At 75.2% G+C, this 21571-nt stretch carries 21 protein-coding genes; 19 read left to right on the top strand and 2 right to left on the bottom strand.

The features are described 5' to 3' along the window. Positions 1 to 17 precede the first annotated feature (17 nt). Positions 18 to 1229: an acetyl-CoA C-acetyltransferase gene (locus ACVJO7_RS18960; RefSeq protein ID WP_491673984.1), complete on the top strand. Its 1212-nt coding sequence runs from the start codon at positions 18 to 20 to the stop codon at positions 1227 to 1229. Positions 1230 to 1274: 45 nt separating this feature from the next. Here ACVJO7_RS18960 and ACVJO7_RS18955 read toward each other — a convergent pair whose 3' ends face one another. Next, entirely contained in the window at positions 1275 to 1763 is a 489-nt protein-coding gene (locus ACVJO7_RS18955) for an inorganic diphosphatase (RefSeq protein WP_085913285.1), read from the bottom strand. A gap of 228 nt (positions 1764 to 1991) precedes the next feature. Between ACVJO7_RS18955 and dacB the strand changes: the two genes are divergently transcribed. The 4 genes from dacB (at position 1992) to hpt (ending at position 6287) form a co-directional block, all read left to right on the top strand. Continuing rightward, positions 1992 to 3401: a D-alanyl-D-alanine carboxypeptidase/D-alanyl-D-alanine endopeptidase gene (gene dacB / locus ACVJO7_RS18950; protein WP_491673983.1), complete on the top strand. Its 1410-nt coding sequence runs from the start codon at positions 1992 to 1994 to the stop codon at positions 3399 to 3401. Positions 3402 to 3457: 56 nt separating this feature from the next. After that, positions 3458 to 4555 (top strand): zinc-dependent metalloprotease, encoded by a 1098-nt coding sequence (locus ACVJO7_RS18945; protein ID WP_491673982.1) that lies wholly within the window; start codon positions 3458 to 3460, stop codon positions 4553 to 4555. A gap of 1 nt (position 4556) precedes the next feature. Further along, a complete protein-coding gene (tilS, locus tag ACVJO7_RS18940) occupies positions 4557 to 5657 on the top strand; it encodes a tRNA lysidine(34) synthetase TilS (protein WP_491673981.1) in 1101 nt (366 codons plus the stop codon). Between the two features lie 69 nt (positions 5658 to 5726). Then, entirely contained in the window at positions 5727 to 6287 is a 561-nt protein-coding gene (hpt, locus tag ACVJO7_RS18935; RefSeq protein ID WP_344021420.1) for a hypoxanthine phosphoribosyltransferase, read from the top strand. Between the two features lie 19 nt (positions 6288 to 6306). On the opposite strand, the gene ACVJO7_RS18930 is transcribed toward hpt, so the two are convergent. After that, a complete protein-coding gene (locus ACVJO7_RS18930; protein WP_344021418.1) occupies positions 6307 to 7287 on the bottom strand; it encodes a S1 family serine peptidase in 981 nt (326 codons plus the stop codon). Positions 7288 to 7634: 347 nt separating this feature from the next. On the opposite strand from ACVJO7_RS18930, the gene ftsH reads away from it, so the two are divergent. From ftsH to ACVJO7_RS18860, 14 genes are all read left to right on the top strand, one after another. Further along, the gene (gene ftsH / locus ACVJO7_RS18925) at positions 7635 to 10340 is read left to right on the top strand and encodes an ATP-dependent zinc metalloprotease FtsH (protein WP_491673980.1); all 2706 of its coding nucleotides are present in this window, start codon (positions 7635 to 7637) and stop codon (positions 10338 to 10340) included. Between the two features lie 32 nt (positions 10341 to 10372). Then, a complete protein-coding gene (gene folE / locus ACVJO7_RS18920; protein WP_425563602.1) occupies positions 10373 to 10987 on the top strand; it encodes a GTP cyclohydrolase I FolE in 615 nt (204 codons plus the stop codon). A 49-nt stretch (positions 10988 to 11036) separates the two neighbouring features. Next, the gene (folP, locus tag ACVJO7_RS18915; protein ID WP_344021761.1) at positions 11037 to 11882 is read left to right on the top strand and encodes a dihydropteroate synthase; all 846 of its coding nucleotides are present in this window, start codon (positions 11037 to 11039) and stop codon (positions 11880 to 11882) included. After that, a complete protein-coding gene (gene folB, locus ACVJO7_RS18910) occupies positions 11875 to 12240 on the top strand; it encodes a dihydroneopterin aldolase (RefSeq protein WP_344021414.1) in 366 nt (121 codons plus the stop codon). The genes folP and folB overlap by 8 nt, the downstream gene beginning before the upstream one ends. Next, the gene (gene folK / locus ACVJO7_RS18905; RefSeq protein ID WP_491673979.1) at positions 12237 to 12761 is read left to right on the top strand and encodes a 2-amino-4-hydroxy-6-hydroxymethyldihydropteridine diphosphokinase; all 525 of its coding nucleotides are present in this window, start codon (positions 12237 to 12239) and stop codon (positions 12759 to 12761) included. Before folB ends, folK begins: the two co-directional genes overlap by 4 nt. After that, a complete protein-coding gene (locus ACVJO7_RS18900; protein WP_491673978.1) occupies positions 12758 to 13285 on the top strand; it encodes a DUF3180 domain-containing protein in 528 nt (175 codons plus the stop codon). The genes folK and ACVJO7_RS18900 overlap by 4 nt, the downstream gene beginning before the upstream one ends. A gap of 76 nt (positions 13286 to 13361) precedes the next feature. After that, on the top strand, positions 13362 to 14942 hold the full coding sequence (locus tag ACVJO7_RS18895; RefSeq protein ID WP_491673977.1) for a PrsW family intramembrane metalloprotease: 1581 nt from the start codon (positions 13362 to 13364) through the stop codon (positions 14940 to 14942). Between the two features lie 145 nt (positions 14943 to 15087). Beyond that, the gene (locus ACVJO7_RS18890; protein ID WP_491673976.1) at positions 15088 to 16011 is read left to right on the top strand and encodes a Rossmann-like and DUF2520 domain-containing protein; all 924 of its coding nucleotides are present in this window, start codon (positions 15088 to 15090) and stop codon (positions 16009 to 16011) included. Further along, positions 16008 to 16880 carry a pantoate--beta-alanine ligase gene (gene panC, locus ACVJO7_RS18885; RefSeq protein ID WP_491673975.1) on the top strand — a complete coding sequence of 291 codons (873 nt, stop codon included), beginning with the start codon at positions 16008 to 16010 and terminating at the stop codon, positions 16878 to 16880. The genes ACVJO7_RS18890 and panC overlap by 4 nt, the downstream gene beginning before the upstream one ends. A gap of 14 nt (positions 16881 to 16894) precedes the next feature. Continuing rightward, positions 16895 to 17305, top strand: a complete 411-nt coding sequence (gene panD / locus ACVJO7_RS18880; RefSeq protein ID WP_344021402.1) for an aspartate 1-decarboxylase — start codon at positions 16895 to 16897, stop codon at positions 17303 to 17305. 3 nt (positions 17306 to 17308) lie between these two features. Then, a complete protein-coding gene (locus tag ACVJO7_RS18875) occupies positions 17309 to 18121 on the top strand; it encodes a type III pantothenate kinase (protein ID WP_491673974.1) in 813 nt (270 codons plus the stop codon). A gap of 260 nt (positions 18122 to 18381) precedes the next feature. Beyond that, positions 18382 to 19896, top strand: coding sequence for a lysine--tRNA ligase (gene lysS / locus ACVJO7_RS18870; RefSeq protein ID WP_344021396.1), 1515 nt, complete (start codon positions 18382 to 18384; stop codon positions 19894 to 19896). A gap of 269 nt (positions 19897 to 20165) precedes the next feature. After that, complete coding sequence (locus ACVJO7_RS18865) at positions 20166 to 20510, top strand: histone-like nucleoid-structuring protein Lsr2 (protein ID WP_491673973.1); 345 nt, start codon at positions 20166 to 20168, stop codon at positions 20508 to 20510. A gap of 112 nt (positions 20511 to 20622) precedes the next feature. After that, complete coding sequence (locus ACVJO7_RS18860) at positions 20623 to 21450, top strand: siderophore-interacting protein (RefSeq protein ID WP_491673972.1); 828 nt, start codon at positions 20623 to 20625, stop codon at positions 21448 to 21450. Positions 21451 to 21571 lie beyond the last annotated feature (121 nt).

Raw genomic sequence — 21571 nt, 5'->3', positions numbered from 1 at the left:
GTCGAAGGAGCGAGTTCATGCGTGATGCGGTGATCTGCGAGCCGCTGCGGACCCCGGTGGGCGGATTCGGCGGGTCGCTGCGCGACGTGCCGGCGCACACCCTGGCCTCGACCGTGATCGGGGCGCTGATGGAGCGGACCGGGCTGGACCCGTCCGCCGTCGACGACGTGGTGCTGGGCCACTGCTACCCGACGATGGACGCGCCGGCGATCGGCCGGGTCGCGGCGCTGGACGCCGGCCTGCCGGTGACCGCGGGTGGGATCCAGATCGACCGCCGCTGCGGATCGGGCCTGCAGGCGGTGCTGTACGCGGCGATGCAGGTGCAGACCGGCGCGGCCGAGGTGCTGCTGGCCGGCGGCGCCGAGTCGATGTCCGGGGCGTCGTTCTACTCCACCGGGATGCGGTGGGGGGTCAAGGGCGGCGCCGGGGTGCTGCTGAACGACTCGCTGGCCCGGGGCCGGGTGACCGCGGGTGGGCGGAACCATCCGGTGCCCGGCGGGATGCTGGAGACCGCGGAGAACCTCCGCCGGGAGTACGCCATCGCCCGCGAGGAGCAGGACGAGTTCGCGGTGCGGTCGCACCGGCGGGCGGCGGCGGCGCAGGCCGCGGGCCGGTTCGCCGACGAGATCGTGCCGGTGACGGTGCCCGGCCGCAAGGGCGACACCGTGGTCGACGCCGACGAGCACATCCGGCCGGACTCCTCGGTCGAGAAGCTGGCGACGCTGCGCCCGATCCTGGGCCGCGACGACCCGGACGCGACGGTCACCGCGGGCAACGCCTCGGGGCAGAACGACGGCGCGTCGATCTGTGTGGTGACCAGCCCGGAGGCCGCCGCCGAGCTGGGGCTGCGGCCGCTGGTCCGGCTGGTGTCCTGGGGGCTGGGCGGGGTGCCGCCCGCGACGATGGGGATCGGGCCGGTCCCGGCGACGGCGAAGGCGCTCGGCGCGGCCGGGCTCGGCCTGGCCGACATCGACCTGATCGAGCTGAACGAGGCGTTCGCGGCTCAGGTGCTGGCCTGCACCCGGGAGTGGAAGTTCACCGAGGCCGACTTCGAGCGGACCAATGTGAACGGCTCCGGGATCTCGCTGGGCCACCCGGTCGGTGCGACCGGCGGCCGGATCCTGGCCACGCTGGCCCGGGAGATGCACCGCCGGGACGCCCGGTACGGGCTGGAGACGATGTGCATCGGCGGCGGGCAGGGCCTGGCCGCCGTGTTCGAGAAGGTCTGAACACCGGCCCCGGGGCGGCCGGCCGGGCCGCCCCGGGTGCGCGGATCAGTGACCCGCCTGCTTGGCCCGCTCGTAGGACGCCTTGATCTCGCGCTCGGCGTCGGCGCGGCCGACCCAGGTGGCGCCCTCGACGCTCTTGCCCGGCTCGAGCGTCTTGTAGATCTCGAAGAAGTGCTGGATCTCCGCGCGGTCGAACTCCGCCAGGTGGTGGATGTCGCGCAGGTGCTCCTGGCGCGGGTCGCTGGCCGGCACGCACAGGACCTTGTCGTCGCCGCCGGCCTCGTCCTTCATCCGGAACATGCCGATCGTCCGGGCGCGGATCACGCAGCCGGGGAAGGTCGGCTCCTGGACGAGCACCAGCGCGTCCAGCGGGTCGCCGTCCTCGCCGAGGGTGTCGTCGATGAACCCGTAGTCGGCCGGGTACTGGGTGGCGGTGAAGAGGGTCCGGTCCAGCCGGATCCGGCCGGTCTCGTGATCGACCTCGTACTTGTTGCGGCCACCCTTGGGGATTTCGATGGTGACGTCGAAGTCCACGATTCGTTGCTCCTTGAAGAGGGTCACGGTCGCGCCGGGGCCGGGCGGAGCCGGGTGGCCCGCCCACTCCGGCGGTGTCTGTGCTGCCCCCTAGTGTGAGGGACCGGGGGCCGACGGTGGCAGGCCGGTGACCCCGAACCGGTGCTGATGTGGCGGGTGTCGCACCATCGGCCGGGCAGGTCGGCCGGTCCCGGAGCCCGGGACCGGACGTCACGAGCAGGAGGCGGAGTGGGACGCAGGCATCGCCGGCCGGACCGCAGCACCCGGCGGATCGCCGTCATCGCGGTCGCGGTGATGGCACTCGCCTCGCTGTTCGGCGCGGTCGCGCTGGCCGGTCCGGAGACCCGCGACCGGCTCGGGCTCGGTGAGACGGCGGCCCAGTACCCGCCGGTCCCGATGCCCGCGCTGCGCCCGCTGACCCCGACCGCCCCGGTCCCGACCGCGGCCGGCATCACCCAGGCGCTGGCCGACCAGCTGGAGTCGCCGGCGCTGGGCGACGTGACCGGCGTCGTCATCGACTCCTCGGCGCCGCGCGGCGTGGAGCCGCTGTGGGAGCGCGACGGCGGTCGGGCGATGGTCCCCGGTTCCACCACCAAGCTGCTCACCGCGGCCGCCGCGCTGCTGTCGATGAACCCGACCGACCGGCTCGCCACCCGGGTGGTGCCCGGCCCGGACCCGGGCTCGGTGGTGCTCGTCGGCAGCGGCGACCCGACGCTGACCGCGCTGCCGGCCGGCGAGACCGGGCTCTATCCCGACCCGTCCCGGATCGACGATCTCGCCGCCGAGGTGCGGGAGGCGGTCGACCAGCCGGTGCGCACCGTCTACGTCGACACCTCGCAGTGGACCGGGCCCGCGCTCTCGCCCGGCTGGGGCCCCGGCGACGTCGCCGACGGCTACGTCGCGCCGATGTCGCCGCTGATGCTCGACGGCGGCCGCACCGACCCGCAGCAGCAGGACGGGCCGCGCTCGTCCGACCCGGCCCGGGCCGCCGGGCAGGCGCTGGCCGCCGCGCTCGGCGCCACCGAGGTCCGGGAGGGCACCGCCGCCCCGAACGCGCCGGTGCTGGGCAGCGTCGCCTCCCCGCCGATCGCCGCACTCGTCGAGTACATGCTCACCGCGTCGGACAACGTCACGGCCGAGGCGCTGGCCCGCCAGGTCGCGATCGTCCGGGACACCGAGGCGTCGTTCGACGGCGGCTCCCGCGCGGTCACCGAGGCCCTGGTGCAGGCCGGGTACGACGTCAGCGGCCTGGTCGCCGCCGACGGCAGCGGGCTGTCCCGGGAGAACCGGGTCCCGGCCCGGCTGCTCGGCGCGGTGCTGGCCTCGGCCGCCGCCCAGTCGGACAGCCCCGCCGACGTCCAGTTCCTCCGGCCGATCCTCACCGGGCTGCCGGTCGCCGGCGGCGCCGGCACGCTGACCGAGCGGTTCACCGACGGGCCGTCGATCGCCGGCCGGGGCGTGGTCCGGGCCAAGACCGGCACCCTCAGCGGGGCGTCCAGCCTGGCCGGCGTGGTCACCGACGTCGACGGCAGGCTGCTGGTCTTCGCGCTGCTGTCCAACGGCACCTCGCCGGCCGACGCCCGCCCGGCGCTGGACCGGATCGCCGCCACCCTGAGCCGCTGCGGCTGCCGGGACTGACCGGCGGCCCCCTCGGCGGACCGGCCCGCGGCGCGGTCGCGGGTAGCGTGGCGGCCATGCAGCCCGACGCGACCGGCCCGGCCACCGTGACCGATCCCGCACCCGCGTCCGACCGGCGCGCCGCGCGGGGCCTGCCCGTCAACTGGTCGCTGGCGGCGAGCACCGCGACCCGGCTGATGCCGGCCGGCCCGCGCACCACCCCGGCGGCCGCGCGCGAGCTGGTCGAGCGGCTGCGCACCGACTCGGCGCGCGCCGAGGGGCACGTCCGCGACGTCACCGGCCTCGGCGCGGGCCTGCCGCTGCTGCCCGCCGACGTCCTGGACCGCCCGGCCTGGGCGCGGGCCGCCACCGAGGGCATGAACGCGCTGACCTCCGGCGCCGAGCTGCCCGCCTCGCCGTGGCCGCTGCGCAGCGTCACCGCGGCCGGCTCCGGCGTCCAGCTCGGTGCGCTGCTCGCCTACCTCGGCGCCCGGGTGCTCGGCCAGTACGACCCCTTCGGCGGCCCGGACGGCGCCGGGCGGCTGATCGTCGTCGCCCCGAACGTGCACGCCGCGACCGACACCCTCGGCGTCGACGGCGAGCAGTTCGGGCTCTGGGTCTGCCTGCACGAGGCCACCCACCGGCTGCAGTTCACCGCGGTGCCGTGGCTGCGCGACCACTTCGCCGGCCTGGTCACCGAGCTGCTGTCGCTGCAGGAGCCGGACACCGCGAAGCTCACCCGGCTGCCCGAGGCGATCCGCTCGATGCGCGGGGAGAACGGCGAGAAGGGCGACGTGCTCGCGCTCGTCGAGCTGCTGCAGGGCCCCGAGCAGCGGGCCGTGCTCGACCGGCTGCTCGCGCTGTCCACCCTGCTGGAGGGGCACGCCGATCACGTGATGGACGCGGTCGGGCCGGACGTCGTGCCGGACGTCGCGGTGATCCGCCGCCGGTTCACCGAGCGCCGCCGCGGCGGCGGGCTGGTCGACCGGCTGCTGCGGACCCTGCTGGGCGTGGAGGCGAAGATGCGGCAGTACGCGGTCGGCGCGGCGTTCTGCCGGGAGATCGAGGCCGCCGTCGGGATGGACGGCCTCAACCGGGTCTGGGAGTCGCCGCAGACCCTGCCGACCCGGGCCGAGCTGGCCGAGCCGCAGGCGTGGCTGCGCCGCGCCGGCTGAGGTGACCCCTCCGGCCGCGCGGCGGGTGCTGGCAGCGGTGCGCGAGGCGTTCGACCTGCTCGGCGACCCCGACCGGCCCGGTTGCGCGGCGCCGCTGGTCGGCTGCTCGGGCGGCGCCGACTCCACGGCCCTGGTGCACGCCGTCCGCGAGGTCGTCGACGGTCCGGTGCACGCGCTCGTCGTCGACCACGGCCTGCAGGACGGTTCCGCGGAACGCTCCGCGGAGCTCGCCGCCGCGCTGCGCCGCTGCGGGGTGGACGCCGCGGTGCAGGCGGTCCGGGTTACCGGCCCGGGCGGCACCGAGGCCGCGGCCCGCCGGGCCCGCCGGACGGCGCTGCTGGCCGCCCGCCCCGGCCCGTGGTCCCCGGTGTTGCTCGGGCACACCCTCGACGACCAGGCCGAGACGGTGCTGCTCGGGCTGGCCCGCGGGTCCGGGGCGCGCTCGCTCGCCGGGATGCGGCCCTGGTCGGCGCCCTGGCTGCGCCCGCTGCTGGGCCTGCGCCGGGCGGACACCGTCGCCGCCTGCGCCGAGCTCGGGCTGCCGGTCTGGGACGACCCGCACAACGCCGATCCGCGGTTCACCCGGGTGCGGCTGCGCCGGGAGGTGCTGCCGCTGCTGGAGGAGGTCCTGGGCGGCGGCGTCGCCCCGGCGCTCGCCCGCACCGCCGCCCAGCTGGCCGACGACGACGCCGCCCTCACCGAGGCGGCGGTGCGGCTGCGGGAGCTCGCCTCCCGCACCGGTCCGCCGGACCCGCCGGCACCCGCGCCGGCGGGTGATCTGAGCGACAGCGACAGCCCCGCGCCCGGCCCGCCGGGGCCCGCCGGACCGCCCGCCGCCGGCCCCGGCGACCCGGTCGCGCCCGCTCTCGACACCGCGGTCCTGGTCACCGCTGCGGCCGCCGTGCGCCGCCGGGTGCTGCGTGAATGGCTCACCGGGCACGGCGTACTGGCCCTCACCGACGAGCAGCTGCGGCGCGCCGACGATCTCGTCGGCCGGTGGCGCGGGCAGGGCGGACCCGCCCTCGGCGGCGGCTTGGAGCTGGTCCGCACGCGTGGCAGGCTCGTGCTGCGCCGCCGTCGCTGGGGGCGTGACCGGGCGTGACCGAGACCGCCCGGTGGCGGAGAGCCGGCCGGGACCGGTGGGTGCCGGGCACGAGGGAGACGTGAGCGCGTGTACGACGGTGACATCTCGTCGGTGCTGGTCACCGAGGAGCAGGTGCGGGACAAGACCGCCGAGCTGGCCCGACAGGTCGCCGAGGACTACGCCGACGTCGTGCAGGGCGGCCGGGAGCACGACCTGGTGCTGATCGGCGTGCTCAAGGGCGCGGTCATGTTCATGACCGACTTCGCCAGGGCGCTGCCGCTGCCGACCCAGCTCGAGTTCATGGCGGTGAGCTCCTACGGCTCGTCCACCTCGTCGTCCGGCGTGGTGCGCATCCTCAAGGACCTCGACCGCGACATCGCGGGCAGGCACGTGCTGATCGTCGAGGACATCATCGACTCCGGGCTGACCCTGAACTGGCTGCGCGGCAACCTGCAGACCCGCTCGCCCGCCTCGCTCGAGGTGGTCACCCTGCTCCGCAAGCCGGACGCGGTGAAGGTCGACGTACCGGTCCGCTACGTCGGCTTCGACATCCCGAACGAGTTCGTCGTCGGGTACGGCCTGGACTACGCCGAGCGCTACCGGGACCTGCCCTACATCGGCACCCTGGACCCGAAGGTCTACGCCTGAGCGGTGCCCGGCCGGCGGCTCAGCGGCCGAGCCCGGGCCCGGCCGGCAGCGCCAGCGCCCGCGGGTCCACCCCGGGCGGGGTCGCGGTGAACGGCGCGCCCGCGGCCAGCGTCAGCCCCGGCGGGCCGTCGGTTCGCTCGGCGTAGGCCAGCGCGCGGGCCAGGTCGGTGTACTCGATGCTGGGCCGGTCCGCCGTCGTCGACAGGCTGGACAGGACGCCGACGGCGCGGCCCTCGCCGTCCAGCAACGGGCTGCCGGACTCCCCGGCCACGCCCGGCGTCAGCGAGTACACCGAGTGCCCCCAGCCGCCGCCGACCTCGCCGGCGATCGCCCCGGCCCGCGCCCCGACGGTGCGCACCCCGGCCGCGTCCGGCGGGTTGGCCAGGCCGAACACCGGCGTGCCGACGGCCGGCGCTGCGGTGCGGACCCGGTCCGGGCCGCCGAAGAACGGCACCGCGGCGCCCACCGCGGAACGGGCGTCCCGGGGCAGTTCGACCAGCGCCAGGTCGTTGTAGGCGCAGGTGTCGCTGTCGCGCTCGCCGCGGGCCTGCATCGTGTTCCACGAGCTCCACGCCAGGGTCCCGGTCACCGTGCGGTCGGTGCCCCGGACGGTCACCGGGGTGCCCAGCGGCACCGCGTCGGAGGTGCAGCCGTCGGTCTCGGTCTCGTCGCCGGTCCCGCCGCAGTGCGCGGCCTGCGCGAGGAAGGTCCGGTCGCCGGAGGTGAACACGAACCCGGCGGTGCACAGCCCGGCGCCCGCGGTCTCGGTCACCACACCCGGCCCGACCGGCGCCGGGCCCGGCAGGACCGCCGGGCGGGCGGGCACCGGCTCGGCGCGGGCGGTGGTCACGGTCCCGGCCGGCCGGGTCCCCGGCGGGGCCGGCTCCGCGGCCGGCGGGACCGACGGCGCGACGGCCAGGGTCAGCGCGGCCGAGACGGCCAGACCGACCGCCAGCGCCGGCACCGTCCGGCGGGCACCGCCGCCAGCGCGCCATGTCATCCGATCCGCCCCTCCCGACCCGCAGACCAGCCCGGTTCGGCCGGACGGAGCAGGACCCGAGCGCGGTGTGCCGCCGGTCCGGCACCGAGCGTGCCGCACAGTTGTCCCACACCCCGCGCGGCAGGTGTGCGGCGGGACACCCCTGTGGGGGAACCGGGCAGGTCGGCCGGGCGTTGATCGGGTGGACGGCCGGGAACGGTCGTCGACAGCCGGATCCGCCCGGCGCGCTCGCTCCGGCGTGCGGCTATCCTGGCGGGTCAGGGCCGTCCGGCGGGGCGGTCGCACTCTCCGCCGCCGCTGCCGTGAACCACTCTCGGGAAGGTGAAGGCCACCCAGGCCGACGTTGCATGGATCGCAAGCGCCTGCTCCGCAACCCGTTGATCTGGATCCTCGTCGCGCTCCTGATCTATCTCGGGTTCAGCTTCATGTTCGACGACACCCGGGGCTACACGGAGGTCCCGACCTCGGTGGCGCTCGCGCAGATCCAGGAGGGCAACGTCCGTGACGCCCTCGTCGAGGACCGCGAGCAGCAGCTCCGGCTGACCCTGAACACGCCGGTCGACGGCGAGACCCAGCTCATCACCCAGTACCCGGCCCAGCTGTCCGGGCAGATCTTCGACTCGCTGCGCGGGGTCCCGGGCATCGGCGAGTACGACACCGTGGTGCGCCAGGACTCGTTCCTGTCCTCGCTGCTGATCATGATGATTCCGCTGGCGCTGGTGCTGATCATCCTGTTCTGGTTCCTGAACAACGCCCAGGGCGGCGGGAACCGCGTGATGAGCTTCGGCAAGTCCAAGGCCAAGCAGCTGAACAAGGACATGCCGAAGAACACGTTCGCGGACGTGGCGGGCTCCGACGAGGCGGTCGAGGAGCTCCACGAGATCAAGGACTTCCTGCAGAACCCGGCCCGCTACCAGGCGCTGGGCGCGAAGATCCCGAAGGGCGTGCTGCTCTACGGCCCGCCCGGCACCGGCAAGACGCTGCTGGCCCGCGCGGTCGCCGGCGAGGCGGGCGTGCCGTTCTACACGATCTCCGGCTCCGACTTCGTCGAGATGTTCGTCGGTGTCGGTGCCTCCCGGGTGCGGGACCTGTTCGAGCAGGCCAAGCAGAACGCGCCGTGCATCATCTTCGTCGACGAGATCGACGCGGTCGGCCGGCAGCGCGGCGCGGGCCTCGGCGGCGGGCACGACGAGCGCGAGCAGACGCTGAACCAGCTGCTGGTCGAGATGGACGGCTTCGATGCGCGCGGCGGCATCATCCTGATCGCCGCCACCAACCGGCCGGACATCCTGGACCCGGCGCTGCTGCGCCCGGGCCGGTTCGACCGGCAGATCCCGGTCGGCGCCCCCGACCTGGCCGGCCGCCGGGCGATCCTGAACGTGCACAGCAAGGGCAAGCCCTTCGCCGACGACGTCGACTTCGAGTCGCTCGCCAAGCGCACCGTCGGCATGTCCGGCGCCGATCTCGCCAACGTGATCAACGAGGCGGCCCTGCTGACCGCCCGCGAACACGGCACGCTGATCAACGGCGCGGCGCTGGAGGAGTCGGTCGATCGCGTGGTCGGCGGCCCGAAGCGCAAGTCGAAGATCGTCTCCGAGCGGGAGAAGAAGATCACCGCCTACCACGAGGGCGGGCACGCGCTGGCCGCGTGGGCGATGCCGGACCTGGAGCCGGTCTACAAGCTCACGATCCTGCCGCGCGGCCGGACCGGCGGGCACGCGCTCGTCGTCCCGGAGGACGACAAGGGCCTGATGACCCGGGCCGAGATGATCGCCCGCCTGGTGTTCGCGATGGGCGGCCGGTCGGCCGAGGAGCTGGTGTTCCACGAGCCGACCACGGGCGCCTCGTCGGACATCGACCAGGCCACCAAGATCGCCCGCGCGATGGTCACCGAGTACGGCATGAGCGCCAAGCTGGGCGCCGTGCGCTACGGCCGCGAGCAGGGCGATCCGTTCCTCGGCCGGTCGATGGGCAACCAGGCGGACTACTCGCTGGAGATCGCCCACGAGATCGACGAGGAGGTGCGCAAGCTGATCGAGGCGGCGCACACCGAGGCGTGGGAGATCCTCAACACCTACCGCGACGTGCTCGACGACCTGGTGCTGGAGCTCCTGGAGAAGGAGACCCTGAACCGGCGCGACCTGGAGCGGATCTTCGGCTCGGTGGAGAAGCGGCCGCGGATCACCGCGTTCGACGACTTCGGTGAGCGCACGCCGTCGGAGAAGCCCCCGATCAAGACGCCGCGCGAGCTGGCGCACGAGCGCGGCGAGGTCCTGCCCGACGAGCAGGAGCGGACCCCGGCGCAGGTGGGTGCGGGCGTCAACGGCTACGGCGACGCCCCGGGCATGCCCGGCGCCTCCCCGTTCCCGGCCGGCGGATCGACCCAGGCCCGGCCGGACGCGCCGAACGACGGCGGCTACGGCGCGGGGAACGGCAACGGCGCCCCGCACGGCAGCGCCCCGCAGGGCAGTGCACCGCAGGGCAGTGCACCGCAGGGCAGCGCGCCCTCCGGTGGTGCCCCGAACGGTGGTGCCCCGAACGGTGGTGCCCCGAACGGTGGCGCCCCGAACGGTGGCGCCGCGAACGGTGGGTCCCCGAACGGTGGTGCCGTGAACGGCGGGTCCCCGAACGGCGGGGCCCCCTACGGAGGCGCGCCCCACGGCGGTGCCCCCCACGGTGGTGCCCCGAACGGCGGCGCGCCGTACGGCAACGGCGCCCAGGGCGGCAACGGCTGGGGCGGCGCCCCGGCCGGCCCGGCGCGGACCGGCTACCAGGGCGGCTACCCGCAGCCCCCGCCCGCCGTCGCCCCGAACTACGGCGCCCCGCCGGACTGGCGGCCGGCGACGACGCCGCGCGGCCAGACCTGGCCGCCGCCGAACTGGAGCGGCCAGCAGGCACAGCAGCCCGGCCGACCCGCACCCGGTCAGGGTGAGGACCAGCAGCAGGGCGGCCCGTCCCGCAACGGCCCGTGGACCGGATCCGGCGCCGACGGCGGCAGCACGACCGAGCCCGGCGAGAACCGGCGGGGCAGCGACCCGGAGGCAGGACACTGAGCACGTCGACCACGGACGGCCAGCCGGGCACCGTGCACCCGGCCGCCGTCGCGGCCGGGATCACCGACGCCGTGCCGGCGGGCGTGGACCTCGCCCGCGCCGAGAACGCCGTCCGAGAGCTGCTGATCGCGATCGGCGAGGACCCGGACCGCCAGGGCCTGCGGGAGACCCCGGCCCGGGTCGCCCGCGCCTACGGCGAGATCTTCGCCGGGCTGTTCGTCGATCCGGACACGGTGCTGGAGAAGACCTTCGACGAGGGCCACGGCGAGCTCGTGCTGGTCAGGGACATCCCGATGTTCTCGACCTGCGAGCACCACCTGGTGCCCTTCCACGGGGTGGCGCACGTCGGCTACATCCCGGCGGTCGACGGCCAGGTCACCGGCCTGTCCAAGATCGCCCGGGTGGTCGATCTCTACGCCAAGCGCCCGCAGGTGCAGGAGCGGCTCACCGCCCAGGTCGCCGACGCGCTGGTGCGCAAGCTGAACCCGCGCGCGGTGATCGTCGTGATGGAGGCCGAGCACCTGTGCATGGCCATGCGCGGCATCCGCAAGCCGGGCTCGCGCACCACCACCTCGGCGGTCCGTGGCCTGTTCAAGAGCTCCGCCTCCTCGCGCGCGGAGGCTCTGTCATTGATCAGGGGGGCCTGACGTGGTCGCCCCCGACGGCACCCTCCCCGACCTGGGCCGCTGCGCGGTGATGGGGATCCTCAACGTCACCCCGGACTCGTTCTCCGACGGCGGCCGCTACCTGGACCGCTCGCACGCCGTCGCGCACGGGATCGCGATGCGCGACGCCGGCGCCGATCTCGTCGACGTCGGCGGCGAGTCCACCAGGCCGGGCGCGCAGCGGGTGGACGCGGCGACCGAGCGGGACCGGGTGCTGCCGGTGGTCCGCGAGCTGGTCGACGCCGGCGTCCGGGTCAGCGTCGACACCACCCGCTCCGAGGTCGCCGCCTCCTGCGTCGAGGCGGGCGCCGCGATGGTGAACGACGTCTCGGGCGGCCTGGCCGATCCGCGGATGGCGGCCGTCGTCGCCGAGACCCGGGTGCCCTGGGTGCTCATGCACTGGCGCGGCCACAGCTCCACGATGCAGCAGCTGGCCGGCTACGAGGACGTCATCGGCGAGGTGCGCCAGGAGCTCGTCGCCCGGGTGGACCACGCGGTGATGGCCGGGGTCGATCCGGGCCGGATCGTGCTCGATCCCGGCCTCGGCTTCGCGAAGACGGCCGCGCACAACTGGGCACTGCTGCGCCGCCTCGACGTGCTCGTCGGGCTGGGCTTCCCGGTGCTGGTCGGTGCGTCGCGCAAGCGCTTCCTCGGTGAGCTGCTGGCCGCCGAGGACGGCACCCCGCGCCCGCCCGCCGGGCGCGAGATCGCCACCGCCGCGATCAGCGCGATCGCCGCGAACGCCGGCGCCTGGGGCGTCCGGGTGCACGACGTCGAGTCCACGATGGACGCCGTCGCGGTGAGCGCAGCCTGCCGGCTGGGTGCGACCCGGGCCCGGTCCACGCCCGGATCGTCCCGGGGGCCGGGCGGTGAGTGACCGCATCGAGCTGCGCGGGCTGCGGGTCCGCGGCACGCACGGGGTCTTCGCCCACGAGCGCCGCGACGGCCAGGAGTTCGTCGTCGACCTGGTCGTGCACGCCGACCTGACCGCCGCGGCGGCGTCCGACGAGCTGGCCGACACCCTCGACTACGGCGCGCTCGCCCAGCTCGCCGCGACCGTCGTCGGCGGGCCGCCGCGGAACCTGATCGAGTCGGTCGCCGGCTCCGTCGCCGACGCGGTCCTCGGCTCCGACGGGCGCATCCGCGAGGTCGAGGTGACCCTGCACAAGCCGTCCGCGCCGATCCCGCTGACCTTCGACGACGTCGCGGTCGTGCTGCGCCGGAGCCGGGCGTGACCCGCGCCGTGCTCTCCCTCGGCTCCAACCTGGGCGACCGGATCGGCCACCTGCGGGCCGTCGTCGCGGACCTGGGGCCTGCCCTCGTCGCCGTCTCGCCGGTGTTCGAGACCGCACCGTGGGGGGTCACCGACCAGCCGGACTTCCTGAACGCGGTGGTCGTCGCCGACGATCCCGCGCGGGACGCGTGGGGCTGGCTGCGCCGCGGCCAGGCACTCGAGGACGCCGCCGGCCGGGTCCGCGAGCAGCGGTGGGGCCCGCGGACGCTCGACGTCGATGTCGTGCAGGTGGACGGCCCGGACGGGCCGGTGCTCTCCGACGATCCCGAGCTGCTGCTGCCCCATCCCGGGACGCCCGCGCGGGCGACCGTGCTGCTGCCGTGGCTGCTCGCCGATCCCGGCGCCGTCCTGTACGGCCACGGACCGGTCGCCGACCTGCTGGACCGGCTCGGCCCGGACGGCTGCGCCGGCGTCCACCGGCGCGACGACCTGCTGCCGCTGCGCCCGGACGGCCCGCGATGACCGGCCCCGGACCCGGCCGGTACCGCCCGGGCTCCGGCGAGGACCCGCGGCCCACGGTGACGCCGACCCGGTACCGCGACCTGATCGCGATCGCGGTGGTCGCGACCCTGCTCGGCAACATTCTCGTCCAGCTGACGTACTCGACCATCCCGCCGCTGCCGGTCGCGGCCGGGGTCACGATCGGGGTGCTCGCCGTCGCCGAGTTCGGCGTCGGGATCGTGCTGCGCCGCCGGATCGAGCGCCGCGGCGGCGCCGCGCCGGTGCCCCCGCTGGTGGCCGCGCGGGCGGTGCTCCTGGCAAAGGCGTCCTCGGTGGCCGGCGCGGTGATCGCCGGGCTGTGGGCGGGCCTGCTGGTGCACACGGTGCCGCGGGCCGACGTCGTGGTGGCCGCGTTCGGGGACAGCGTGACCGCCGGGATCGGGCTGGTCTGCGCGTTGCTGCTGGTCGGCGGCGCGCTCTGGCTGGAGTACTGCTGCCGGGCGCCCGAGGACCCCGACGACTCCGACGGCGCCGCGCGCTCCTGATCCCGCGCCGGTGTGAGCCGGACCGGCGGCGCGTGCGACGGGTGCACCGGCGGCGAGTTCTCTAGGCTTCCGGACCATGGGATCTCCCGCCGTGTCCGGACGCACCTACGCCCCGGTGCCGGCCCCCTCGGCGAAGCGGCGCGGGGTCCTGCTCCCGGTCGTCGGGCTCGTCGTCCTCGCGCTGCTGACCGTCATCACGATCGGGATCCTGCAGCGGGCGGTCGGGACGGCCGGCGTCGTCGTCGGCACCCTCGCCGCGCTGCTCCCGGTCGTCCCGGTGGTCGCCGCGTTCCTGTGGGTCGACCGGTGGGAGCCGGAACCGCCGCGGATGCTGATGGGCGCGTTCCTCTGGGGCGCCGGCTTCGCGGCGCTCGTCTCGCTGCTGATCAACACCAGCGCCTCGGTGGTGCTCGACGCCGCGGCCGGGCGCGGCGCCGGCGACCTGTTCGGCCCGGTCGTCGTCGCGCCGATCGTGGAGGAGTTCGCCAAGGGGCTGTTCCTGGTCGGCCTGCTGCTGTTCCGGCGCCGCGAGTTCGACGGCATCATCGACGGCATCGTCTACGCCGGGATCGTCGGCGCCGGCTTCGCGTTCAGCGAGAACATCCTCTATCTCGGCCGGGCGGTCTCCGACCCGGAGACGGCGGGCGTGCTCGCGACGCTGTTCATGCGCGGCGTCGCCTCGCCGTTCGCGCACCCGCTGTTCACCTGCATGATCGGCATCGCGGCCGGGGTGGCGGTGGCCAGTCGCAGCGTCGGCCTCCGGGTGCTGGCACTCGCCGCCGGCTACGTCGCCGCGGTGGTGCTGCACGCGCTGTGGAACGGCGCTTCCGTGCTGGCCGCGACGCCCGGCGGCTTCTTCCAGATCTACGCCTTCGTGATGGTCCCGATCTTCGCCGGCCTGGTCATGCTGGTGGTCTACGCCCGCCGCCGTGAGGCGCGGATCGTCGCCGCCCAGCTCCCCGGGTTCGCCGCGGCCGGCTGGATCGCGCCCAGCGAGGTGCCGCTGCTGGCCCGGCTGTCCCGGCGGAAGGGCTGGCGGGCGCTGGTCCGGAAGCGCTCCGGCCGGGCCACGGCCAAGGCGGTCGCCGACTACCAGGCCGCGGTCACCGAGCTGGCGTTCATGCGGAACCGGATCGCGCGCGGTGCGGTGCGGGAGTCGGCGCGCGCCCTGCACGACGAAAAGCTGGCCGCGGTGCTGCGGACCCGGGCGATCGCGGTGGGGGTGCCGGAGGCGCTGGTCGCGGCCTGGGCCCGGCAGCGGCCCTCGGGCTGGGAGCCGCCGCCCCCCGCCGCCCCGGACGGCAGCTTCTCCGGCGCGCACCGGATCCCGACCTTCGACGACGTGCCGCCGGGGGGCGACGGCCCGCCCCGGGGCTGGGCGCCGCCCCGCCCGAGGGGCGGAGCGCCGTGGGCGGGGGCACCGGGACCCGGCCCGGGACCCGGCCACAACCCGGGCCCTGGCCCCTACCCGGGTGCCGGGCCGACGCCGGGCCCCGATCCGCGCCGCGCCGCCGAACCCGATCCGGCACGCCCCGGGCCGGACCCGGGCGAGGGCGCCACCCGGCCGGTCGAGCGCCCCGCCGGACCCGAGCCCCGCGGCCGCCACCACGACGATCCCGGCGACCCCGGTCCGACCCGCCCGATGCGCAGGCCGTGATCAGGTGAATCCCGTCATAGCGGGTGCTCGGGGGTTCCCGGGCGCGTCTACCCTCGCGGCTGGCGCGGCCACGGGAGGTCGCGTGCACCGCGGATTGCCCGACCGGTACCGACACGGACCGGAGCGGGAGGAAACGGACTGAGAAGTGAACGATGCCGGCCGCCCTGCGCGGCTCGCCGTGGGCGTGGTCTCCGCCGGCCGTGTCGGTTCGGTGCTGGGGGCCGCCCTCGCCAACGCGGGCCATCACGTCGTCGCCGCCTCGGGGGTGTCCCGCGCCTCGCTGCGCCGGGCCGCCGAGCTGCTCCCGGACGTCCCCCTGCTGCCGCCGGACGAGGTCTGCACCCGTTCCGACCTGGTGCTCCTCGCCGTCCCCGACGACGTGCTGCCCGGCCTGGTCCGCGGCCTCGCCGCCGCGGACTGCTTCCGCCCCGGCCAGATCGTGGTGCACACCGCGGGCTCGCACGGCGTCGCCGTGCTGGAGCCCGCCGCGGCGCACGGGGTGCTGCCGCTGGCCCTGCACCCGGCGATGACCTTCACCGGCCGCTCCGAGGACGTCGAGCGGCTCGCCTCCTGCTGCGTCGGGGTGACCGCGCCGGGCACCGCCGACACCGGGGAGGCGGACCCGCGCGACGCCGTCGGCTGGAGCGTCGCCGAGGCGCTGGTCCTGGAGATGTCCGCCGAGCCGGTGCGCATCCCCGAGGCGGTGCGACCGCTCTACCACGCGGCGCTGGCGCACGGCGCCAACCACCTGATGACGCTGGTCGGGGACTGCGTGCAGCTGCTGGAGTCGGCGGGCGTGCGGCCCGCCGACCGGCTGGTCGCGCCGCTGCTGTCGGCGGCCCTGGACAACGCGCTGCGGCACGGCGACCGGGCGCTCACCGGGCCGGTCGCCCGGGGTGACTCGGGCACCGTCCGGACCCATCTGGAACGCATCACGGCCGCGGATCCCGACCTGGCCGCGGGCTACCGCGCGCTGGCCGGGCGGACCGCCCGGCGGGCCGCGGCCGCCGGGCTGCTGGACCGGGCCGCCCTGGACGACGTCGAGAAGGCCCTGGAGGAGGACCGGTGACCGCCACCCGCAACGGCTACGCGACCGGCCGGCTGACCGTGCACGCCGATCCGGCGAAGCTGGCCCCGGTGACCCGGGCGCTGCGCGGCGCCGGCCGCAAGGTCGTGCTGATCCCGACGATGGGCGCCCTGCACGAGGGCCATCGCGAGCTGATCCGGCACGCCCGGCGGATGCCGGGCGCCGTCGTCCCGGTCGTGTCGATCTTCGTGAACCCGCTGCAGTTCGGTGCCGGGGAGGACCTGGACCGCTACCCGCGCCCGCTGGAGGCCGATCTCGACGCCTGCCGGGAGGAGGGCGTCGAACTGGTCCTCACCCCCGGCGTCGAGCACATGTACCCGCCCGGATCGGAGATCCGGGTCTCGGCCGGACCGCTCGGCGCGGAGCTGGAGGGCGCGGTCCGGCCGGGCCACTTCGACGGCGTGCTCACCGTCGTCGCGAAGCTGTTCCACATCGTCGTCCCGGACGCGGCGGTGTTCGGCGAGAAGGACTACCAGCAGCTCACCCTGATCCGCCGGATGGTGCGCGACCTGGACTTCGGCCTGGACATCGTCGGCGTGCCGACCGTCCGGGAGGACGACGGCCTGGCCCTGTCCTCGCGCAACGTCTACCTCGATCCCGAGCAGCGGGTCCGCGCCGGGGTGCTGTCCCGGGCGCTCGCCGCGGGCGCCGGGGTGTCCGCCCGCGGCCACGACGCGGTCCTGGCGGCCGCCCGGGCCGCGCTCGACGGCGTGCCCGGGATCGAGCTCGACTACCTGACGCTGCGCGGTACGGACCTCGACCCGCCGCCCGGCACCGGTGCCGCCCGGCTGCTGGTCGCCGCCCGGTTCGGCCGCACCCGCCTGATCGACAACGTCCCCGTCGCGCTCTGATCCGAGGAGATCCCGTGTACCGCACGATGATGAAGTCCAAGATCCACCGCGCGACCGTCACCCAGGCCGACCTGCACTACGTCGGCTCGGTCACCGTCGACGCCGATCTGATGGCCGCGGCGGACCTGCTGGAGGGCGAGCAGGTCTCGATCGTCGACATCACCAACGGCGCCCGCCTGGAGACCTACGTGATCACCGGCGAGCCCGGCTCCGGGGTGATCGGGATCAACGGCGCCGCCGCGCACCTGGTGCACCCCGGCGACCTGGTCATCCTGATCTCCTACGGCGCCTACGACGAGGCGGAGCTGCGCGGCTACCGGTCCCGGGTGGTGTTCGTCGACGCCGACAACCGGATCGCCGAGCTGGGCACCGATCCCGGCCACGCCCCGGCCGGCTCGGGGCTCCTGTCCTCCGCGGCGCGGTAGCCGGTGCTGCTCTGCATCGACGTCGGGAACACCCACGTCTCGCTCGGGCTCTACCCGGAGCCCGGGCCGGGGACCGACCCGTCCTCGCTCACCCCGGAGCCGGAGCACGGCTGGCGGATGCGCACCGACACCCGGGCCACCGCCGACGAGCTCGACCTGACGATCACCGGGATGCTCGGGCCGCGGTTCGCCGCGGTGACGGCGGTCGCCGCGCTGTCCACCGTCCCCGGCCCGTCCCGCGAGCTGCGCACCCTGCTGGCGCGCTGGTCGGACCGGATGCGGACGCTGGTCGTCGGCCCGGGGGTGCGCACCGGTGTCCCGCTGCTGGTCGACCATCCGCGCGAGGTCGGCGCCGACCGGGTGGTGAACAGCCTCGCCGCGCACCACCTGTTCGGCACCACCTGCGTCTGCGTCGATCTCGGGACCTGCACGAACATCGACGTCGTCTCGGCGCGCGGCGAGTTCCTCGGCGGCGCGCTGGCGCCCGGGATCGACATCGCGATGCAGGCGCTCGCCGAGCGCGCCTCCTCGCTGCGCCCGGTCGACCTGCTCGAGCCCCGCTCGGTGATCGGCCGGACCACGGTCGAGGCCGTCCAGGCCGGCGTGCTCTACGGCGCCGCCGGGCAGGTCGACGGCCTGGTCCGCCGGATCCTGGCCGAGCTCGGCCCGGACGCGCAGCCGGTGACCGTGGCCGTCACCGGCGGACTGGCCGAGCTGGTGTACGGCCGGGCGGACACGGTCACCGTGCACGTCCCGGACCTCACCCTGCACGGCCTGCGACTGACCCACCTGCGCCACCACCGCCCGGCCCGCTGAGTGCTCAGCGGCGCCGGGCCCGCTGCACGATCGTGCGCATCGGCAGGTCGAACCGTCCGGACGCAGCACCCGTGCGATCTCGGCGGCGGCCCCGACCCTAGAGGTCTCGCGGTACGGCGCCGGTCCGCAGCTGCTCCCGGCGGTACCCGCCACCCGGGACGCCCGGGCCCGCGGGACCTCCGACGCGGTGGGTGCCCGCTCGGTCGTCGTCGGGGGGTGACGGCCGGGCGGCCCGGGCGGCGCCGATAGCCTGACCGGTCGTGAACACTCCCGGCACCCCGAGCGACCCCGGATCCGAGGCGGACCTGCCCGAGCAGCTGCGGGTGCGCCGGGCGAAGCGCGCGGATCTGCTGGCCGCGGGCACCGAGGCGTATCCGGTGCAGGTGCCCCGCACGCACACCCTGCGCCAGGTCCGCGACGCCCATCCCGATCTGCCCGCGGACACCGCGACCGGGGAGAAGGTCGCCGTCGCCGGCCGGGTGATCTTCGTGCGGAACACCGGCAAGCTGTGCTTCGCGACGCTGCGCGAGGGCGACGGCACCGAGCTGCAGGCGATGCTGTCGCTGGACCGGGTCGGCGCCGACGAGCTGACCCGCTGGAAGTCGGTGGTCGATCTCGGCGACTTCGTGCTGGTCCGCGGCGAGGTGATCACCTCCCGGCGGGGGGAGCTGTCGGTGCAGGCCGACGAGTGGTCGATGGTCTCGAAGTCGGTCCGCCCGCTGCCGACCGCGCACAAGGAGCTCTCCGAGGAGAACCGGGTCCGGCAGCGCTACGTCGACCTGATCGTCCGCCCGCAGGCGCGGGAGACCGTGCGGGCCCGCTCCACCGTGCTGCGGACCGTCCGCGAGGCGCTCACCGGCCGCGACTTCATCGAGGTGGAGACGCCGATGCTGCAGCTGCTGCACGGTGGCGCGACCGCGCGCCCGTTCGTGACGCACGCGAACGCGCTCGGCTCCGATCTGTACCTGCGGATTGCGCCGGAGCTGTTCCTGAAGCGCTGCGTGGTCGGCGGTATCGAGCGGGTCTTCGAGCTGAACCGGGTGTTCCGTAACGAGGGGATCGACTCGACGCATTCGCCGGAGTTCGCGATGCTCGAGGCGTACCAGGCATACGCGACCTACGACGACATGGCCGTGCTGACGCGCGAGCTGATCCAGTCCTCGGCGCGGGCGCTGTTCGGCTCGACGACCGTCCGGCACCACGACGGCACCGAACACGATCTCGGCGGTGAGTGGCGTTCGATCACGCTCTACGGCGCCGTCTCCGATGCCGTCGGACGCGCTGTGAGCCCGGACACGGAACTGTCGGATCTGCAGCGGATCGCGGCCGAGCACGACGTCGACGTGACCGATTATCCGACGGCCGCACAGATCGTCCTGGAGTTGTTCGAGAAGCTCGTCGAGCACACCCTCGTCGAGCCGACGTTCGTGCGCGACTTCCCGGTCGAGGTGCGGCCGCTGACCCGCGCGCACCGGGACGACCCGCGATTGTCGGAGTCCTGGGACCTGATCGTGTTCGGGGTCGAGCTGGCGACCGCGTACTCCGAGCTGGTCGACCCGGTGGAGCAGCGGGAGCGGCTCCAGGCGCAGTCGCTCAAGGCCGCGGCGGGCGATCCCGAGGCGATGCAGCTGGACGAGGACTTCTTGCGCGCCATGGAATACGGGATGCCGCCGACCGGCGGACTCGGGATGGGCGTCGACCGGCTGCTGATGACGCTGACCGGACTCGGTATCCGGGAGACCATCCTGTTCCCGCTGGTCCGCGGGGAATCCTAGGCACGGTCCGGCCCCCCGCCGGGCGTCCCCGGTCGCGTCGTCCGCGGCCGGGGACGACGGCTATGCGCGGCCCGATCGAGTGGCTTTCGGCCGGATTCTGCATTGAACTCGACCCTCGCTCGACGCCGCCAACAATTCTCGGTTACTGTTGAATCGAGTCGGTTCCGGTGCTCTGCATGTCAGTGTCATTGCGTCCGGGTATTGCTTCGGCGTCCGCCGGACCGGTTCGCCCGCATATACCTGCACGGTCTTTCAGGGAGGCTGCGACGATGGCGCAGATCAAAGAGGTCCGACTCGTCGACGATCTGACCGGCGACGCGGCGGATGAGACGATCGAGTTCGGTCTCGACGGCCGCAACTACGAGATCGATCTGACCGGTGACAACGCGAAGAAGCTGCGCGACGTTCTCGCCGACTACGTGGCCGCCGCCCGGCGTGCGGCCGGGCCGTCCCGGCGGCGCGGTTCCGTGTCGGGTTCCGCCGCCCGTCGCCCGTCGGTCGACCGCGAGCAGAACCAGGCGATCCGCGAGTGGGCCCGCAAGCGCGGGATGAAGGTCTCCGACCGCGGCCGGATCCCGGCCGAGGTGCTCGAGGCCTACCACCAGGAGAACTGAGGGCCCCGCGCGTTGAACCGGTCACACCAGGCAAGGCTCACCTGAGCGGGGCGGCCGAGAAGGGTACCGTCGCCCGGGCCCCTTCCCACCCCCGCACCGGGAGGCAGCCGCCATGGCCCGTCGCGTCACCGAACTCGAGGTCCTCCGGACCGAGCGTCTGAGCCCGCACCTGGTGCGCGTCGTCGCCGGTGGCCCGGGCCTCGCGGCGTTCCCGGAGACCGGGTACACCGACCGCTACGTCAAGATCCTCTTCCTGCGGCCGGGTGTCGACTACCCGGAGCCGTTCGACCTGGACCGGGTGCACGCCGAGCTCCCCCGCGAGCACTGGCCGGTGCAGCGCACCTACACCGTCCGCGCACTCGACCACGACGCGGGCGAGCTCGTCATCGACTTCGTGCACCACGGCGACACCGGCCTCGCCGGGCCGTGGGCGGCGTCGGCCCGGCCCGGCGACCGGCTGCGGCTGGTCGGGCCGGGCGGCGCCTACGCGCCGGATCCCGAGGCCGACTGGCATCTGCTGGTGGGCGACGAGTCCGCGCTGCCCGCGATCTGCGCCGCCCTGGAGCGGATCCCGGTCGGCCGGCGGGCCGTCGCGGTGCTGCAGGTCGACGGTCCGGACGACGAGCTGAAGCTTCCCGGCGACGCCGACCTCACCGTGCACTGGCTGCACCGCTCGGCCGTCGGTGGCGACCCGGACAGCGTCCAGCTCCCCGATGCCGTCCGCGCACTGGACTTCCGCCCGGGCCGGGTGCACGCCTTCGTGCACGGCGAGGCGATCGCGGTCCGTGAGCTGCGCCGCCATCTCGGCCGCGAGCGCGGCGTCCCGCGCGACGACCTGTCGATCTCCGGGTACTGGCGGCGCGGCCGCGACGAGGAGGGCTTCCGCGAGTTCAAGGCGGCCGAGCGGGCCCGCGAGGAAGCGGCCGCGGAGGCCGGCTGACCGCACCCGGGAACACGGCCGGCGGATCGGCTGTTACGCCCGGCAGTCCCTCTGTGCACGTCAGGTGGAGGCGCCGGAGGCCGGTCGACCGATACAGTGGTATGAGGCCTTCCCCCGCGGG

The sequence above is a fragment of the Pseudonocardia sp. DxW genome (genome assembly GCF_058448985.1).
This window is presented reverse-complemented; position numbering and strand designations above follow the sequence as displayed.

Bases quoted from the DNA above. Each gene is read 5' to 3' on its own strand.
- ACVJO7_RS18930 (WP_344021418.1), bottom strand. From the start codon at position 7,287: ATGACATGGCGCGCTGGCGGCGGTGCCCGCCGGACGGTGCCGGCGCTG.
- ACVJO7_RS18860 (WP_491673972.1), top strand. From the start codon at position 20,623: ATGGCCCGTCGCGTCACCGAACTCGAGGTCCTCCGGACCGAGCGTCTG.
- ACVJO7_RS18900 (WP_491673978.1), top strand. From the start codon at position 12,758: ATGACCGGCCCCGGACCCGGCCGGTACCGCCCGGGCTCCGGCGAGGAC.
- ACVJO7_RS18865 (WP_491673973.1), top strand. From the start codon at position 20,166: ATGGCGCAGATCAAAGAGGTCCGACTCGTCGACGATCTGACCGGCGAC.
- ACVJO7_RS18895 (WP_491673977.1), top strand. From the start codon at position 13,362: ATGGGATCTCCCGCCGTGTCCGGACGCACCTACGCCCCGGTGCCGGCC.
- ftsH (WP_491673980.1), top strand. From the start codon at position 7,635: ATGGATCGCAAGCGCCTGCTCCGCAACCCGTTGATCTGGATCCTCGTC.
- folP (WP_344021761.1), top strand. From the start codon at position 11,037: ATGGGGATCCTCAACGTCACCCCGGACTCGTTCTCCGACGGCGGCCGC.
- ACVJO7_RS18960 (WP_491673984.1), top strand. From the start codon at position 18: ATGCGTGATGCGGTGATCTGCGAGCCGCTGCGGACCCCGGTGGGCGGA.
- ACVJO7_RS18945 (WP_491673982.1), top strand. From the start codon at position 3,458: ATGCAGCCCGACGCGACCGGCCCGGCCACCGTGACCGATCCCGCACCC.